Source organism: Streptomyces sp. NPDC005761 (assembly GCF_040630635.1).
GTDB lineage: Bacteria > Actinomycetota > Actinomycetes > Streptomycetales > Streptomycetaceae > Streptomyces.
Window position 1 is genome coordinate 90987 of record NZ_JBEXXX010000007.1, and the last position, 17380, is coordinate 108366.

Below are 17380 nucleotides of genomic sequence, written 5' to 3' on the forward strand. Positions count from 1 at the left end.
ACGTGTGAACCTGCCAACTGAGCCAGACGTCAGGTGACTTACCGAGGCCCTGAGAGGCGAAGGAGCCGTCCGTGTCGACACACGACCTCTACACCACCGCCCCCGAGCAGCCGCTGTGGGCGGTGCCCGCCTCGGGTGCCGCCCGGTTCAGCTGGGACTACGACGACGGCCGTGAACGCCTCCTCGCCCTGTACCAGAAGGGCAAGGACAAGCAGTGGGACGGCAACAAGCGCATCGACTGGAGCATCGAGGTCGATCCCTCCGACCCGCTCGGCACCCCCGACGAGGCGCTGACCCTGTACGGCACCCCGCACTGGGCGAAGATGACCGAGAAGGACCGGGGTGAGCTGCGCAGGCACTACACCTCCTGGCAGTTCAGCCAGTTCCTCCACGGTGAGCAGGGCGCCATGGTCTGCGCCGCCCGGATCGTGGAGTCCGTCCCCGACCTGGACGCCAAGTTCTACTCGGCGACCCAGACCATGGACGAGGCCCGGCATGCGGAGATCTACGGCCGGTTCCTCCACGAGAAGGTCGGGATGCTCTACCCGATCAACGACAACCTCCAGGGGCTCCTCGGCGACACGCTGCGCGATTCGCGCTGGGACATGCCCTACCTCGGCATGCAGGTGCTCATCGAGGGTCTGGCCCTGGCCGCGTTCGGCATGATCCGCGACACCACGACCCAGGCGCTGCCCAAGCAGATCCTCGCGTACGTGATGCAGGACGAGGCCCGCCATGTCGCCTTCGGCCGGATGGCGCTGCGTGACTACTACAAGCAGCTGAGCGACGCCGAACTGCGTGAACGCGAGGAGTTCGTCATCGAGGGCTGCTACCTGATGCGCGACCGGCTCAGCGGGGTGGAGGTGCTGGAGAACTTCGGCATCGCCAAGCAGGAGGCCAAGGACCTCTCCGAGCACTCGGAGTTCCTCCAGCTCTTCCGCAAGCTGCTGTTCAGCCGCATCGTCCCGTGCGTCAAGGACATCGGCCTGTGGGGTGAGCGCCTCCAGAAGGCCTACGTCGACATGGGCGTCTTCGAGCTCGGCGACTCGAACCTGGACCTGCTGATGGCCCAGGACGAGGAGATAGCCGAGCAGTTGGACCGCGAGCGCTTCGAGGCGGAGGAGCAGGCGCGGGTGGCGGAGGTCGCGGAGGCGATAGCGGAGGGCGGACGGGACCACCAAAACCTCCCGGGACAGGCCTGATCAGCTGCCAGGACCGCCTACCGCACCGGCGGCAGGTACGGCAGCCCGCCCGTCGCCGGGAGCGCGAACGCCGGCAGCGGGATCGCCGCGACCACGGCCCCGAGCGGGACCCCGCGGGCCCGGCCTGATCAGCGGGGACCTGCACCACACGCCCTACGTGAGCACCAGCCACGTCCGGCCGTCGAGGAGTTCACGTGCCGCGTCGAGGTGACCGGCGTGGCACGCGGTCTCGGTGATGACGTGCAGCAGGACGTCCCGGAGCGTGTGCAGGTGCGGTTCGCCGAACTGTGCGCGGGGCCACCAGGCCAACGGGGCCCCGGCCGCGGCCGCGGTGACGACGGCGTCCGCGAGGGCCGTCTCCGCACGGTAGCGGTCGAGGACCTCGGCGGCGGTGGCGGTGGGGGCGACCTGCCAGGCGTCGTCGGTCTCCGCCGGTGCGGCGATCACCTCCGCGTCCCCCTTGAACACGGCCCGGAACCAGAAGCGTTCGACATCGAGCGCCAGATGCTGGACGAGCCCCAGGCAGGTCCACCCGGAGGGGAGCACGGGCTGCCGCAGGGACTCGTCGTCGAGTCCTTCGAGGATGCCGAGGACATGGCGGCGCTGCCCGTCCAGGGACGACAGAAGGGCGCGGATCTCGGCGTCGGGGGCCGTGGCCCCGGCCTGGCTCCCCGCTTCGGCGCCCGTCACCGCGCGATCTCCCAGATGTGGCCGCCGGGATCACGGAAGCTGGCGGTCCGGATACCCCACGGCCGGTCCACCGGCCCGTTGAGCAGCGTCACACCGCGGTCGGCCAGCACCTTGCACATGGCGTCCACATCGTCCACCGGGAGTGTGAGCTGCATCCGGGCGCCGGTGTCCGGGCGGGCGACGCCGGCCGGTTCGATCAGACTGTGCGCGGCAGTGGTCCGCAGCAGATTGATGAGCGTGTCACCGAAGGTGAACACGGCCGAGTTCTCGTCCTCGTAGGTCACCGGCAGTCCGAAGACCTCACGGTAGAACCGCTTGGTCTCCGCCAGATCCTCGGTGAACAGCGTGAGGGCGCTGATGGCTCCCGGCCAGGGGGTGGTGCTCGTCTCTTCCGTCACGTCAGCAACGATCTACGAACCACCCGCTTCTGTACAGGGAGTTGTGACCGCCTCCGGTGGTGGACGGCCCCTGACCGGTGACGGGAGGATGGCGGGCATGTCCTCCACCGTCGTTTCCCCGGACCTCGCCGCCGCCCGCCGCAGTCTCGAAGGCCTCGCGCTGGGAGACGCGTTCGGCGAGCGGTGGTTCCCTCTGTTCCGCCGGCCCCGGCAGGCGTACCAGGAGATCAGGGCCCGGCGCACCCCCCACGAGCCCGTCTGGCACTGGACCGACGACACCGCACTGGCCCGTGCGCTGCAGCGGGTGCTCGACGACCACGGGCACGTCGAGCAGGACCGGCTCGCGCTGTACTTCGCGCTCGCCTTCGAGGCCGATCCGGCCCGCGGGTACGGCCACGGGATGCACATCCTGCTGCCCGAACTGCTGACGTCCCCGGCCGACTGGCGGACGCTGGCCCCCGAACTGTTCGAGGGCGGCAGCCTCGGCAACGGCGCGGCGATGCGCGTCGCCCCGCTCGGCGCGCGATTCCACCGGGACATCGGCCACGTGGCCGAACAGGCCGCCTTGCAGGCGGAGGTCACCCACGCCCACCCGGAGGGGATCGCGGGTGCGGTGGCCGTCGCGGTGGCTGCGGCGCTGGCGGTACGGGGCGAGTTCACGCTCGCACGGGTGGCCGGGCGGACCCCCGCGGGAGGGGTGCGGGACGGTCTGCTCCGGGCTGCGGACGTACCGTTCGGCACCGAGCCGTGGAAGGCCGCCGACCTGCTCGGCAACGGGCAGCGCATCCGCTCGGACGACACCGTTCCCTTCGCCCTGTGGACCGCGGCCCGGCACCCGGACGATCTGGAGGCCGCGCTCTGGGCGACCGCCGAGGGCCTCGGGGACGTCGACACCACCTGCGCCATCACCGGCGGGATCGTCGGTGCGGTCACCGGTGTCGAAGGGGTGCCTGCCGAATGGCTGCGGCGCCGCGAGCCCCTGCGCTGACGCCGGTACGCCCGGGTCCGGAGGATCGAAACGATGTTCGCCCGTATGACGTAACTTGGCGTCATGACCACGCCCCCGCCCCAGCCCCCGCAGGGCCCGTACGGAGCCCCGCAGGGCCCGTACGGCCCCGGGCAGCCCCAGCAGAATCCGTACGCCCAGCAGCCGGTGCCGGGCCAGCAGCCCTATGGGTATCCGCAGACACCGGCCCAGCAGCAGCCGGTGCCGGGCCAGCAGCCCTACGGGTATCCGCAGACACCGCAGCCGTGGGGCGCTCCGCGACCCGGCGCGCCCGGGTGGCCCGGGATGCCGCCGCCGAGGAGGAACCGGACCGGGCTGATCGTCGGGATCACCCTCGGCGCCCTGGTGGTCGCCGGCGGCCTCGCCTTCGGGGTCTCGCGGCTGATGGACGAGGCGGCCGAGAGCGGAATCCCGTCGGTCGGGGACTTCCCGAAGGCCGAGTACCGGCTGACCGTGCCGAAGAAGCTGCTGGACGACGAGTACACCCTGCTCAAGGACTCCTCGTCGACCGAGGGCAAGGACATCGAGCAGACCTACGACCCGAGCATCCGTGACGCGAAGGCCGTCGTCACCCAGTACACCTCCGAGAGCGGCGGCACCCTGGTCATCTCCGGGATGTGGGGCCGTATCAAGGGACCCGAGTTCACCCGGGACAAGATCCTTGAAGGGGCGACGCAGAACGAGGGCATGACCATCGCCGTACCCGCCAGGGAGTTCACTCCCGAGGGGTACGGGATCACGGTGTCCTGCCAGGTCGTGCGGTCGAAGGAGGGCGCTGTCAGCAGCACCCTCCCGATGTGCGCCTGGGGTGACGACAACACCGCGTCCTTCGTCGCCGTCGTCACCACCGAGACCGCGCTCCAGGACCCGGACGAGGTCGACCTCGAGAAGGCGGCGCTGGATACCGCCAAGGTCAGGGCCGAGTCGCGCAAGCCGATAGCCGACGGCGGCTGACCGGCTCCGGGGTACGGCACGTCACGGCCGCGTGGGCGCCAGCACCTGCTCCACCGCGCAGGCCATCGCGAGCAGCGGGGCGTCCGCGCCGCGCCGCGCCACCAGTTGGAGCCCGACCGGGCAGCCGTCCGGGGTGAATCCGGCGGGCACACTCGCCGCCGGATGCCCGCTCAGGTTGAACGCCCAGGTCAGCGCGGTGGAGAAGAGGCTGCCCGGACCGTCGTGGCCGTGCGGGCGGTTGGGGGTCACCGGCGTGAGGAGCAGGGACGTGCCGTCGAAGAAGGTGTCCAGCCTGCGGTCGTTCTCGCTCCGCAGCTCTCCGAGGTGCGGCTCCACCGCACCGTTCCGTACGGCCTGCCAGGCCGCCCCCGGGTCCAGCAGTTCGCAGCCGCCGTCCGCGAGCCGCACCACCCCCGCCGCGACCAGCCGCCGTACCGCGCCCCGCACCACCGCCGCCACGTCCGGGTCGACCTCCGCGAACCCCAGGTCCGGGCTGTAGGCGGCGGTCAGGGGCAGTTCCGCTTCGGCCGGTTCGTACCCGTCGAGGACGCAGCGCAGATAGGTGTGCGCCTGTGCGGCCGTGCGGGTCAGGACCCCGGCGGAGGCGAGGCCGGAACGGTCGGGGGAGGGCAGCAGCCCGTTGGTCGTCTTCAGCCCGAACACCCCGCACCAGGCAGCCGGGATGCGCACCGACCCCGCTCCGTCGCTGCCGGTCGCCAGCTGCACGAGGTCCGCGGCGACCGCCACCGCCGAGCCGGCTGACGAGCCGCCCGGTGTCCGGTCCGGGCGCCACGGGTTGACGGTGCGTCCGTGCGCGCCGAGCCCCCAGGTCTTCCAGTACGTACCGGGGCCCGGTACGGACGTCGAGCCGACCGGGACGGCACCGGCCGCGATCAGCCGGCGCGCGGCGTACGAACGGATCCCGCCGGGGCCCTTCACCGCGAACGGCAGCCCGGCAAGCGGGAGCCGGGCAGCCGCCGGCAGCCTGGCGTGCGCGTCCTCGCGCCACACGTCGAGGAACGCGCACAGCCGCCCGTCCTCCCGCTCGATCGCGGCCAGTGTCTCTGCGACCCCCCTCGATGCCCTCACCGGCTCAGTCTTCCAGGGCGGCCTCCATCACGGAACGGGCGATCGGTGCGGCACTGCCACCACCGCTGATGTCGGCCCGGTCGGCGGAGGCGTCCTCGACGACCACGGCCACGGCCACGGCGGGCCGCCCGGTGTCCGCGGCCTGCGCCCAGGAGATGAACCAGGCGTACGGCGTACCGGAGTTGTCGATGCCGTGCTGGGCCGTCCCCGTCTTGCCCCCGACCGTCACGCCGTCGATGGCCGCGTTGGTGCCGGTGCCGTCCTGCACCACGTCGATCATCATCTGACGCAACCGCATCGCCGTCATCGGGTTCATCGCCCGGTGGTACGTACGCGAGCCGTTCGTGCGGACGGTGGAGCCGCTGTGCGTGGTCGTACGCTCCACCAGGTGCGGGTACATGAGGTCGCCGCCGTTGGCCACGGCCGAGGCGACCATCGCCATCTGCAGCGGGGTCGCCGTCGTGTCGAACTGGCCGATCGACGACAGCGCCAGCTGGTCGTCGCTCATCTCCGTGTCGAAGTTGCTCTTAGCCACCCCGGAGGGGATCTTCAGGCCCGCGTCGTTGAAGCCGAACCTGCCGACCGCCTCCACCATGCCGTCCAGGCCGACTTCCACGCCCAGGTGTGCCATCACGGTGTTGCAGGAGACCCGGATGGCGTCCGCCAGCGATGCCTGCTCGCAGCCGCGGGCCTCGTTGGGCAGCGTCGTGGAGGTGCCCGGCAGGACGTACGGGGAGGGGGTGTCGGTCTCGGCGTCGGGATCGGTGACGACCTCGGCGTCCAGCGCCGCCGCAGCCGTCACGATCTTGAACGTGGAGCCGGGCGGATACGTCTGCCGGATCGCCCGGTTGAGCATCGGCTGGCTCGTGGACGCGTTGAGCTCCCGCCAGGCGTCGGTGACGGCCGAACCGGTGCCGGAGAGCCGCCCGGGGTCGTACGACGGGGTCGAGACCAGGGCCAGGACCCTGCCCGTCGTCGGCTCGACGGCCGCCACCGCGCCCCGGCGGCCGCCGAGCCCCTCGTAGGCGGCGCGCTGCATGGAGTCCTTGATCGTGGTGAGGACATCGCCGCCCGGCTGCCGGCCACGGGTGATCTCGTTCCAGAAGGGGAGCGGGGCGAGCATGGGATCCGTGCCGGAGAGGATCGCGTCCTCGGCGTTCTCGATCAGGGTGGTGCCGTACGTCTGCGAGGCGTAGCCCGTCACCGGGGCGTACAGGGGGCCGTTGCGGTAGGTGCGCTCGTACGCGAGCTGCTCGCCGGTGTTCTTCGAGCCGGTGACGGACCGGCCGCCGACCAGGATGTTGCCGCGCGGCCGGTCGTAACGGTCGATGGTGGTACGGCGGTTGGCGGGGTTGTCGTCGAGTGCGTCGGCTTCGAAGATCTGGACGCGGGCGGCGTTCACCAGCAGGGCGACGAGCAGCAGCAGGCAGAACGCGGCGGCGCGGCGGATGTAGCGGATCATGTACGGGCCCCCCGGGCGGTCGGCGGATGAGCAGTCACTGTTCGCCCTCCGTGGCGGCTGCGACGACTCCGGTCTCCACCTGGTCGAGGTGGGGTCTACGAGCCACGTCGCTGACCCGGATCAGCAGTGCCACGATGATCCAGTTGGTGACCACGGACGAGCCGCCCTGGGCGAGGAACGGCATCGCCATCCCGGTCAGCGGGATCAGCCCCATCACCCCACCCGCGATCACGAACACCTGGAGCGCCAGGATCGAGGCGAGGCCGATGGACAGCAGCCGCCCGAAGGCGTCACGCAGGGCGAGCCCGGCCCGGTAGCCACGCGCCACCAGCAGGGCGTAGAGCATGAACAGCGCGGTCAGCCCGGTCAGGCCCAGCTCCTCGCCGGCGGTCGCGAGGATGAAGTCGGACTTGGCGGCGAATCCGATCAGGATGGAGTGGCCGAGACCAAGACCCGTGCCGAGCATCCCGCCCGCGGCGAAGGCGAAGAGCGACTGGGCGAGCTGCCCGGGGCCCCGGCCGGCGTCGATGGATGCGAACGGGTCGAGCCAGTCCTGCACCCGGCTGTGCACGTGCGGTTCGAAGGAGCCGACGGCGAAGGCGCCGACGGCTGCCAGCAGCAGCCCGACCGCGATCCAGCCGGTCCGGCCGGTCGCCACGTACAGCAGGATCACGAACAGACCGAAGAACAGCAGCGAGGTGCCCAGATCACGTTCCAGGACCAGGACACCGACACTGATCAGCCAGATCGCCACGATCGGCCCGAGTACCCGGCCGGTCGGGAGCTGGAGCTTCCAGATCCTGCGGCCGGTGTACGCGAGCGCGTTGTGGTTCGCCGCGAGGTAGGCGGCGAAGAACACGGCGAGCAGGATCTTGGCGAACTCACCCGGCTGGAAGGAGAATCCGCCGATCCTGATCCAGATCTTGGCCCCGTTCACCGCGGGGAAGAAGATCGGCACGATCATCAGGACGAGGGCGGCGGCCACGGAGAGGTACGCGTAGCGCTGCAGCACTCGGTGGTCGCGCAGGAACACCACCACCGCGATGAAGAAGGCGACGCCGAGCGTGGACCAGATCAGCTGGGTGGGAGCCGCCTGGTCCCTCGGTGTCTCCAGGTCGAGCCGGTAGATCAGCACCAGGCCCACCCCGTTGAGCAGGACGGCGATGGGCAGCAGCAGCGGATCGGCGTACGGGGCGCGGAAGCGGACGGCGAGATGGGCGAGGAGGGCGAGCAGCCCGAGTCCGCCGCCGTAGCCGGCGACGTCGGGCGGGACCGCGTCGTCGTGGGCCAGACCGACGGCGGCGTAGCCGTAGACGGAGATGAGGACGGCCCCGATGAGGAGCGAGAGTTCTACGCCGCGCCGTTTGGGCAGGCGCAGCTCGGGCGGGGGCGTGTCCGCCGTCGTTGCGGTCATGCCACGCAACGTAGCAAGAGGTGGGTGGTATTTCCCTTATGTCCTGCCGTGGGGGTGCGTGGGGTCAGAGTGCGTCCGGGCGGCGGCCGACAGGTGGCAGCGGGGGAGTGCGCGCCTCGTGCGGCCGTCAGGTGGTGGCGGTGTGGTGCGGCGGCTCCTCGTCACCGTGGTCCAGGCGTACGTACTCCGGCAGCGTCAGCCGGGCCACCGCGCCGCCGCCCGGCGCGTTCTCGAACACCAGCTCGGCTCCCATCACCTCCGCCTGACCGGCGGCGATGGTCAGCCCCAGGCCGTGGCCCTTGGTGTCACCCTCCGTGCGGAATCGTTGCGGGCCGCCCGCGATCAGATAGTCCGGGAAGCCCTCGCCGTGGTCCCGTACGGTCACGACCGGCCCGTCGACCGTCAGCACCACCGGGGGACGGCCGTGCCGGTGGGCGTTGCCGATCAGATTGCCGAGCACCCGCTCCAGCCTCCGCTTGTCCGTCTCGACCCGCACCGGTGGACCCTCCGGGGCGACCCTGACCTCGGTGCCACGGCCCGAGGCGCGGGCCACCCGCGCGGCGAGCGGTGCCAGTTCGTGCACATCGAGGTCGACCTGTTCGGTACGGGCGTCGAGCCGGGAGATCTCCAGCAGGTCCTCTGTCAGCGCGCGCATCGCCCGGACCCTGTCCTGCACCAGTTCCGAGGGGCGGCCCGGCGGCAGCAGTTCGGCGGCGGCCGAGAGTCCGGTCAGCGGGGTGCGCAGTTCGTGCGCGACATCGGCGGTGAAGCGCTGCTCGGCCACGAGCTTGCGCTGGAGAGCCGAGGCCATGGTGTCCAGCGCTCCGGCCACGATCGCGACCTCGTCCTGCCGGCGGGAGGGGTCGGCAGTGCGGGGGTCGTTGACGCGGGCGTCCAGATCGCCCGCTCCGATCCGGCGGGCGACCCGCGCGGTCTGGTGCAGCCGCCGGGTCACCCGGGTGACGGAGAACGCGCCGACGAGCAGCGTGGCGCCGATCGCCAGCAGCGAGGAGCCGACGATCGCCCCGTCGAGGCCGTTGATCGTACGGGCGCTCTGGCTGTAGTCGACCTGCGTCGCCAGGGCGCGCCCGTCCGCCGGGGCGGCCGCCCACATCGTGGGGCGGCCGAGATGGTCGGCGACCATGGTGCCCCGCTTCCCGTCCACCGCCAGGGCGCGCAGCGACGCTGGCAGTCCCGGCGGATCGAGCCCGGAACGCGGCGGCAGCGCCTCGCCCGCCTCATAGGCGGCGGTGACGGTCTCCAGCCGGGACAGCGCCTTCTCCCGGGCGTGGCCGACCGTCTGCCGGGTGACCGCGGTGTGCACCAGCACGCCCAGGAGGGCGGCGAGGACGCAGCACATCACGGTGATGAAGACCGCAGACTTCCAGGTGAGCGTCGCGGTCCAGGCGGGCAGCCGCAGCCGCCGCCGGGGACGGCGGGCCCGGGTCGCGCCCGTCCGCGCGCGTTTCACCGGCGCTCCGCGGTCACGGCCGCGGAAGGCACCGGGGAGGGCGGCGCGCTGCCGGGCGTCAGGGTCGCGTCAGCGGTCGGCGGGGCGGAGGGCCGGGCGTTCGGTGTGCGGTGCCGGCCCGGCTCGGACCGCGGGGCCATCCGCAGGATCTCGTCCTGGGTGGGCAGCATGGCTCGCTGCTGGTCGTCCCAGGACCAAGCGGTGCGGTACTCGTACCCCGTGATGGCCGACGGAGCCCGCATGATCAGGTCCCGGCCCGCCAGCTCCACACTGATCACGGCGTCGGAGGTCGACATGATCCGGGTGAGCCCGCTCGGCTCCGGCATGTAGACGCGCACGGAGAGCTGACGGTCGGCCAGCTGGATGCCGAGGACCATCTCGTCCCGGCCGTCGCCTGTCAGATCGCGGTAGTACGGCTTCAGCACCGGGCAGGACGCGACCGCGGTCCGGCAGGCGTTGATGCGCCGCACGGTCTCGGCCGGGAGCGCCGCCGTGCCGCTGGACCGGTCGGGACGGGCGTTCAGCCCCGCCTGCACCACCGCCACCGGGTCCAGCCGGCGCACATCGCCGCCCGGGACCGTGATCCCGGGGATATGGGCGGTCTCGCCCTCGCCGTAGTCGTACGGGGCGGCGGATGCGGGCGGCAGCTCCGGCCAGAGACGGGCGGGCCCGATGGCGGCCGGGGCCTGTCCCGCGCTCTTCAGCTCGCCGCCGGTGCCGCAGCCCGCCAGCAGGGCGACACCGGTGAGAGCCGCGACGGCGGCAGCGGTGCGGCGCCCTGTCCGATGCTGCGGACGCATGTTCTTCCTCCCTGTCCGACGGCCGGCCGGGCCGGACCGCGCGTGCATGTGCACGGCCCCGGCTTCGTAGACCTTATTCGGAAGGAAGTCTCTTATGTGTATTTAGTACTGCTGCTTCGGTTCCGGTATTTCAGTGCTGATAGGGGTTCTGGCCCTGCGTGCCCGGAGCGTAGCCCGGCTGCTGCGGGGACTGGCCGTAGGGGTTGCCGCCCTGCGAGGCCGCGTGCTGGGCCAGCAGCTGGTCGGCCTGCTCCTTGGGGATCTGCTGCTCGCCGCCGCAGAACGTGCACTGCGTGGCGTACTTCGTCGAGAAGGGGAACAGCGGCACGAAGAACAGCGTGAACTTCGTCACCCGCTTGCGCAGGGTGTGCGCCGCCGGGTTCCCGCACCAGCCGCAGACCAGCGTCAGGACCGCCAGTTGGTAGAGATAGCCTCGCGTACCGAAAATGATCATGTCGTGGGTCCCTTCCCCGTATTCCCCAGGAGCGCCCGCCGGCAGAGCGCCAGCAGCTTTTCGTCCTCGTACGTGTCGTGACTGCCGTATCCGCCGTCCATCGCGTTGTGACGGCGTACGGAGGCGAGTTCGGCGCGCAGCACGTGTTCCGCTTCCGAGCCTGCACCAGCAGCCCCCGCCCGCGCCAGGCATTCGGCCACCCGAACCCTGACGTGACGGTTCTTCTCCCAGGCCGCGAGGAGTACCGGAACGGACTCCCCGGCCCGTCCGGAAACCTCCCACAGAGCGATCGCCGCGTCCACCCGCAGCCACAGCTCCTCGTGGAGCAGCAGCCCCCTCAGCCGCGGTGCGGTCACCGCCGCGTGTGCGCCGAGCCGGCCCAGCGCGCGCGCCGCCGCCGCCCGGTCACGCGCGTGCTCCGCCTGGAGCCCCTCGATCAGGACCGGCAGCACTGCCGCGGCGTCCCCGTCGACGGCCCAGAGGGCTTCGGCCGCCTCCGTGGCCCCCGCCGTCCCGGGCCGGCGGATCAGCGCCCGCAGCTCCGGAACGGCGCAGTGCGCCGCGGACCCGAACGAGCCGAGCGCCCGCAGCGCCGCCGTACGGAGCCACTCGCCCCGGTACTCCGGCGCCCCGCGCAGGATCCGCAGCACCTCCGGCGCCGCCTCGCCCGCCCGGAGCGCGGTCAGCCCGGCGAGCAGCGGGCTCGCCCGGTCGTAGGCCTCCTCGTCCAGCGCGACCTCGCTCAGCCGACGGCGCAGCGCACCGGCCAACGGTGCGGCGGGCGGCCCCAGATATCCGATGGCGGACCCCACGTCGTGCGGCACCTCGGGCCGCTCCAGCGCCGCCGCCAGCGCGGGCACCGCGCGTGCGTCGCCGAGCCGGGCCAGGGCCTTCACCGCGCTGCCGAGCCCCGGCGGCCCGCTCGCCCACTCCTTCACCCAGGCGCCCTGATCGGCCGCGACCCGGGCCGCCAGCGCGTCCGCCGCGGGTGCGGCGAGGCCGAAGAGCTCCTCCAGCACGTGCGACGCGGCCTCGGCCGGCTTCGGTTCGTCCGAGACCAGCTGCTCGCCCACGAGCCGGACGAGCTCCGCGTAGGAACCGCGCCAGGCCCGGATCAGTCCGCCGCTCATCCGGACGGCGTCGGTGCGCTGCCCCGGGTCGGGGCTGCCCAGCTGATCGGCCAGCAGCGCTGTCCGGTCAGCGACCCGGTCGTCGAGCCCGACATGCAGGGTGCGCAGCAGATCGGCGGTCCAGGGCGCCGTGCGTCCGGCCCCGTCCTCGGCCGGCAAGGCCCTCGGCCGGCCCACCAGGGTCACCGGGGCGGCCTCGGCGGAGGTGGGATCCGCGTGTGTCCCGAGGGCCCGGGAACCCGCCTCGGAACCCTCCGGCACCCCGGGGGCCGAGCGCAGCTGCCGCAGCAGACCCGCCACCACCCGCACCACATCGACCGGCAGGGCCTCGGGCGCGCAGCGCGCCAGCTGGGCCAGGGCCGCCAGCCGCAGCCCCGGCGCGTTGGCCTCGGCGGCCAGCCGGCTCAGCCAGTCGGCGATCCGGCCGGTCAGCGGTTCGTGGCGCAGCGCGACCCGGCCGGCGGCCTCGACGAGGGCAAGCCGCACCTCGTCGTCCGCTTCGACCAGGAGCCGCTCGCGCAGCAGGGTCAGCACCCGGGCCGGACTGCCGTGCAGCGTGGCGAGCGCCAGCGGGGCGGACACCCGCACCCCCGGATCCTCGTCGGCCATGAGCGCGAAGAAGACCCCGGCGCCCGCGCTGACGGCCGCCGCCGCCATCGCGTAGTTCGCCGCACCCTCGGCCTCGTCCTCGTCCTCGCCGATGTCCTCCTCGTCGATGTCGATGCCGCCGATGCTGGTCAGCAGTTCGACGATGCCGCCGCGGTCCGGGACCACCGGATCGACGACCAGTTCGAAGAGGAAGGGGATGCAGGCGAGCGTGCAGGCGTAGACGTCGCCCTGGTGGTGGACCGCTCCGTACATGCCGTCCAGTGCGGCCTCGCGCTCCGACGGATCGGCGGACGCGAGGCCCCGAAGCAGCGCCGGCACATCGTCGGCAGGCCCGTAGGCATGCTCCATCGAGGCCCAGTCGACCTCGTCGATCCCCGCGAACACGCCATCGCCTCCCCACGGTTTCCCACGAAGCAGTGTCTGCGCAGAGTGTGCACCACCGCTCGGACAATCCACCCGCCCCATCCCGCCTTTTGCCCTTGAACATGACAACACCTGGGACGATGCGGTATGTCCCGGCCACCGGAGCCCTACGGAGTGTCCGGAATCGGCCGCCCCCGGCCCGGCTCGGTGAGCGGTGCGAGCAGATCGCCGTACCGCTTCAGCCGCTCCGTCATGTCACCGGCCAGGAAGACGAGGGCCCCGGGCCTGCGGCACGCCTCGATCTCCGGCCAGGTGACCGGCGCGGAGACGGCCGGTTCCGCCCGCGCGCGCAGGGTGTAGGGGGTGGCGGTCGTCTTCGCCGCCGCGTTCTGGCTGAAGTCGACGAACACCTTGCCCGGTCGCAGTGCCCGTCTCATCCGGTGCACCACCAGATCCGGAAGCTCCTTCTCCGCCTGGACGGCGAGCGTCTTCGCGTACGCCGACACCCGCTCGGAGGCGGTGGGCTCCAGCGGTACGAGCAGGTGCAGCCCCTTGGACCCGGAGGTCTTCCCGTACGCCTCCAGTCCGTCCGAGGCCAGCCGCTCCCGCAGCCAGAGAGCGACCGTGCAGCACTCCACGACCGTCGCGGGCGCCCCCGGGTCCAGATCGAACACCATCCGGTCAGCCAGACCCGGCGCGTCGGCCCGCCACTGCGGGGTGTGGAACTCCACCACCAGATTGGCCGCCCACATCAGCGAGGCGAGGTCCTGGACGACGACCTGCCGGGCCTGCTCCTTCTCGTGGTGCGGCACCGGGGCGGTGTGTACCCAGGACGGCGTACCGGGCGGCGGATTCTTCGTGAAGAACAGCTGCCCGTCCGGCCCGTCGGGATAGCGCAGGAAGGAAAGGGGCCGGTCCCGCAGATGCGTCAGCAGCACCTCGGCGGCCGTGGCCGCGTAGTAGTGCAGCACCTCTCCCTTGGTGGTGCCGGTGGCCGGATACAGAACCTTGTCCAGGTTGCTGAGCGGCACCCGCCGCCCCTCCACCACTGTGATCGGCGTCATACGATAAGAATCACATGAAACTGTGTTCTATACGGACGTAACGCATGTAAGGGGTGACCGGTGAGGTCCATCTGGAACGGCGCCATCTCGTTCGGGCTGGTCAGCATCCCGATCAAGCTGGTCAACGCCACCGAGAACCACTCGATCTCCTTCCGCCAGGTCCACACCGCCGACGGCGGCCGCATCCGCTACCGCAAGGTGTGCGAACTGGACGGCGAGGAAGTGACCGCCTCCGACATCGGCAAGGCGTACGAGGACGCGGACGGCTCGATGATCCCGATCACCGACGAGGACCTCGGCTCGCTTCCGCTGCCCACCGCCAAGACGATCGAGATCGTCGCCTTCGTGCCGGCCGACTCCATCGACCCGCTCCAGATGGACGCGGCCTACTACCTGTCCGCCAACGGGGTGCCGGCCGCCAAGCCGTACACCCTGCTGCGCGAGGCGCTCAAGCGGAGCCAGAAGGTGGCCCTCGCCAAGTACGCGCTGCGCGGGCGGGAGCGCCTGGGGATGCTGCGCGTGGTCGACGACGTGATCGCGATGCACGGACTGCTCTGGCCGGACGAGATCCGGGCTCCCGAAGGCGTCGCCCCCGAGAGCGACGTGTCGGTCCGCGACGCCGAACTCGACCTGGCGGACGCCCTGATGGACACGCTCGGCGAGGTCGACATGGACTCGTTGCACGACGACTACCGCGAGGCGGTCGAGGAACTGATCGCGGCCAAGGCCTCCGGGGAGGTCCTGGAACCGCCCGAGTCCGGCGGCACCGGCGGCGGGAAGGTCATCGACCTGCTCGCGGCCCTGGAGAGCAGCGTGCGAGCGGCGAAGGAGGCCCGGGGCGAGGGTGATGCCGGCGAGGCGGACGGGGAGGACGCGCCCTCCGCGAAAGTCACCTCCCTCGCGGACCGCAAGTCGTCGGACTCCACCACCCGCAAGACCCCCACGGGCAAGACGGTGTCGCGCGCCTCGTCCGGATCGGGCTCCGGCGGGGGGGCCCGCAAGGCCGCCTCCTCGCCCAAGTCCACGGGCGCGAAGAAGTCCACGGCGAGCACGGGCAGACCGGCGGCGAAGAAGAGCGCCTCCAGCGGCGGGTCCGGCACGAAGAAGACCGCGTCCAAGGCCACCGCGTCCAAGACCACCACGTCCAAGAGCGCCGCGTCCAAGAAGACGGCGGCCAAGAAGCAGAGCGGCACGAAGGCCGCCTCCCGCAAACGGGCTTCCGCGTAACCGGGCCGCCCCGGCCACCGGCACACCGGAGAAGGCCGAGCGGCCGCCACGAGGGCTCACCCCCGTGACGGCCGCCCGGCCTCGTCCCCGCCCGGGACTCAGCGCCTGCGGTAGGAGCTCACGTAGCCGGAGGCCGGTGTACCGACACCCGTCACGTCGTCGTACCCCCGCACCGCCGAGAGCGAGGCGTCCTTGCCCAGGCTGCGCACAGAGGTCCGCAGGCCGTCCGCCGCGTCGTACCCGTTGACGAAGTCCACCCGGGCGACCGCGAGATCATGCCCGGCACCCAGGGGGTGGTCCGTCACGTCGTGGTACGCCTTCGAGTGGTAGCGGGCGTAGATTGCCGGGTTGGCGAAACCGATCGGTCGCCCGCGCTGGGCCTGCTGCGCCAGGGCCTGGACACCGGCGATGACCGGCGCCGCCAGCGACGTACCGCCGATGCGGTACTCGTCATAGCCCAGCGATCCGTCCGGCAGCGTCTGCGTCTGGCCCACCAGGAAGCCGGTGTTCGGGTCGGCGACGGCCGCGATGTCGGGGGCCGTCCGCATCCGGGTCTTCCCGTTCGCCTTCGCCAGCGAGTCCGGCACGACGCCCCGCTGGTAGAACGGCTGCTTCACGGTGGAGCTGGTGCCGCCGCCCGCGCCCGAGGTGTAGGGGCCGGGGAAGCCCGTCCAGCTCCTGCCGTCCGCCGCCAGCGGAGCGTTCAACGTGCCCCAGCCGGTCTCCCACCGGTACGTGTCGTGCTTGCCGACGGCCAGTGACGTACCGCCGACCGAGGTCACCCAGGCGGAGTTGGAGGGGACGTCGATCTGCTTGGTGCCGGTGGACGCGACGTTGTCGCCGTCGTCGCCCGACGAGAAGTAGAAGCCGATGCCCTCGACCGCGCCCATCTTGAATACCTGGTCGTAGGCGAGCGCCAGGTCGGGTGTCTGATTGGCCTCGATGTCGCCCCACGAGTTGGAGACGATGTCCGCGAGCCGGTGGTCGACGACCTTGTTCAGCGAGTCCAGCAGGTCGTTGTCGTAGCAGGACGCGCCGCCCACGTACACGATGTCCGCGGCGGGCGCGACGGCGTGCACGGCCTCGACGTCCAGGGTCTCCTCGCCGTACCAGCCGGAGGCCCCGCACTCCTCGGTCTTCGTGTAGTCGTCCGGCAGCACCTGGCTGAGCTGTCCGCGCCGGTAGGGCGCGTCGCCGTTGCGCTTCGCGTACTCGGCGGCGTCCTTCGCGATGGTGGGGGAGGCGTACGCGTCCGTGATCGCGACGGTGACCCCCTGGCCGGTGTAGCCGCCGGCCCCGTACGCGGCGCGCAACTGCTTGCCCGTGTACCCCTTGACGGCGTACGGCACCTTGGCGCCGTACGCACTCGGCAGGGTGGAGGCGGTCTTCGACCCGAAGTACGAGGAGAACGGTCCGGAGTTGCGGAACACCGCGTCCGGCGGCGGCAGCACCTCGTCGTGACTCGACCTGTGCGGGGCGTTGTCGAGGCCGGAGACGGCGAGCACGACATCGCTCAGCGCGGCGGGCACGGAGGCGGTGGCGGCCGGGGCCCGGTAGGTGTGCCCCGCCTTGCGGTAGTTGCGCAGCTGGGTTCCGAACGCCGCTTCGCTCTGCGCCACTTCACCGGTGGCGGAGACGTAGTGCTGGTTGGCGCCCGTGACGGTCAGCCCGTTGGACTCCAGCCACCGGCCGACGCGGTCGATCTGGTCCCGGGTGGCCCCGAACCGTGCCTGCGCCTGCGCGGCGCTCAGGTACTTCCCGTACGAAGGCGACTGCGGGTCGGAGACGGCGGCGGCGTAGGCGGCCAGCCCCTTCGCGTCCCGTCCGGCGAGGTGGACCCGGACGGCGACCTTCGCGCTGTCGGCCGCGGCGCCCCGGTCGGCCGTGGCGGTGGCCCAGGCAGGCTTGGTGCCCTGCAGCGCGTCCCGGCCGCCCGGCGACGAATCCGCGCTGGCGTCGGGTATCCCGAGGGCGAGCGCACCGGCGAGCAGTGGCAGTGTCGCCGCCATGCTCAGTGCGGCGCGTCGTCGGGCGCGGCTGATTCTCA

15 protein-coding genes are annotated in these 17380 nt (G+C 72.0%); 4 read left to right on the forward strand and 11 right to left on the reverse strand.

The genetic code is table 11. The features are described 5' to 3' along the window. The first annotated feature begins 71 nt into the window (after positions 1–71). Positions 72–1202, forward strand: coding sequence for a ferritin-like domain-containing protein (locus ABZ434_RS09415; protein WP_359133420.1), 1131 nt, complete (start codon positions 72–74; stop codon positions 1200–1202). A 153-nt stretch (positions 1203–1355) separates the two neighbouring features. Here ABZ434_RS09415 and ABZ434_RS09420 read toward each other — a convergent pair whose 3' ends face one another. Both ABZ434_RS09420 and ABZ434_RS09425 read right to left on the reverse strand, forming a co-directional pair. Next, on the reverse strand, positions 1356–1892 hold the full coding sequence (locus ABZ434_RS09420) for a DUF664 domain-containing protein (RefSeq protein ID WP_359133422.1): 537 nt from the start codon (positions 1890–1892) through the stop codon (positions 1356–1358). After that, positions 1889–2290, reverse strand: a complete 402-nt coding sequence (locus ABZ434_RS09425) for a VOC family protein (protein ID WP_359133424.1) — start codon at positions 2288–2290, stop codon at positions 1889–1891. Before ABZ434_RS09425 ends, ABZ434_RS09420 begins: the two co-directional genes overlap by 4 nt. An 88-nt stretch (positions 2291–2378) precedes the next feature. Between ABZ434_RS09425 and ABZ434_RS09430 the strand changes: the two genes are divergently transcribed. Together ABZ434_RS09430 and ABZ434_RS09435 are read left to right on the forward strand one after the other, a co-directional pair. Continuing rightward, positions 2379–3278, forward strand: a complete 900-nt coding sequence (locus tag ABZ434_RS09430) for an ADP-ribosylglycohydrolase family protein (RefSeq protein ID WP_359133701.1) — start codon at positions 2379–2381, stop codon at positions 3276–3278. A 63-nt stretch (positions 3279–3341) separates the two neighbouring features. Beyond that, positions 3342–4250, forward strand: a complete 909-nt coding sequence (locus ABZ434_RS09435) for a hypothetical protein (RefSeq protein WP_359133426.1) — start codon at positions 3342–3344, stop codon at positions 4248–4250. A 21-nt stretch (positions 4251–4271) separates the two neighbouring features. On the opposite strand, the gene ABZ434_RS09440 is transcribed toward ABZ434_RS09435, so the two are convergent. The 8 genes from ABZ434_RS09440 to ligD form a co-directional block, all read right to left on the reverse strand. After that, positions 4272–5339, reverse strand: a complete 1068-nt coding sequence (locus tag ABZ434_RS09440; RefSeq protein ID WP_359133428.1) for an amidase — start codon at positions 5337–5339, stop codon at positions 4272–4274. Between the two features lie 4 nt (positions 5340–5343). Further along, positions 5344–6801, reverse strand: a complete 1458-nt coding sequence (locus ABZ434_RS09445; protein WP_359133430.1) for a penicillin-binding transpeptidase domain-containing protein — start codon at positions 6799–6801, stop codon at positions 5344–5346. Between the two features lie 34 nt (positions 6802–6835). Next, complete coding sequence (locus ABZ434_RS09450) at positions 6836–8215, reverse strand: FtsW/RodA/SpoVE family cell cycle protein (protein ID WP_359133432.1); 1380 nt, start codon at positions 8213–8215, stop codon at positions 6836–6838. 127 nt (positions 8216–8342) lie between these two features. Next, positions 8343–9686, reverse strand: a complete 1344-nt coding sequence (locus ABZ434_RS09455) for a HAMP domain-containing sensor histidine kinase (protein ID WP_359133434.1) — start codon at positions 9684–9686, stop codon at positions 8343–8345. Next, positions 9683–10486, reverse strand: coding sequence for a hypothetical protein (locus ABZ434_RS09460; protein WP_359133436.1), 804 nt, complete (start codon positions 10484–10486; stop codon positions 9683–9685). Before ABZ434_RS09460 ends, ABZ434_RS09455 begins: the two co-directional genes overlap by 4 nt. A gap of 130 nt (positions 10487–10616) precedes the next feature. Further along, positions 10617–10940, reverse strand: a complete 324-nt coding sequence (locus ABZ434_RS09465; RefSeq protein WP_359133438.1) for a zinc-ribbon domain-containing protein — start codon at positions 10938–10940, stop codon at positions 10617–10619. Continuing rightward, on the reverse strand, positions 10937–13063 hold the full coding sequence (locus ABZ434_RS09470; protein WP_359133439.1) for a PBS lyase: 2127 nt from the start codon (positions 13061–13063) through the stop codon (positions 10937–10939). The genes ABZ434_RS09465 and ABZ434_RS09470 overlap by 4 nt, the downstream gene beginning before the upstream one ends. A gap of 146 nt (positions 13064–13209) precedes the next feature. Beyond that, entirely contained in the window at positions 13210–14106 is an 897-nt protein-coding gene (gene ligD / locus ABZ434_RS09475) for a non-homologous end-joining DNA ligase (protein ID WP_359133441.1), read from the reverse strand. A gap of 60 nt (positions 14107–14166) precedes the next feature. Between ligD and ABZ434_RS09480 the strand changes: the two genes are divergently transcribed. Then, positions 14167–15333, forward strand: a complete 1167-nt coding sequence (locus tag ABZ434_RS09480) for a Ku protein (protein WP_359133443.1) — start codon at positions 14167–14169, stop codon at positions 15331–15333. Positions 15334–15431: 98 nt separating this feature from the next. Here ABZ434_RS09480 and ABZ434_RS09485 read toward each other — a convergent pair whose 3' ends face one another. Further along, positions 15432–17342: a S53 family peptidase gene (locus ABZ434_RS09485; RefSeq protein WP_359133704.1), complete on the reverse strand. Its 1911-nt coding sequence runs from the start codon at positions 17340–17342 to the stop codon at positions 15432–15434. Positions 17343–17380 lie beyond the last annotated feature (38 nt).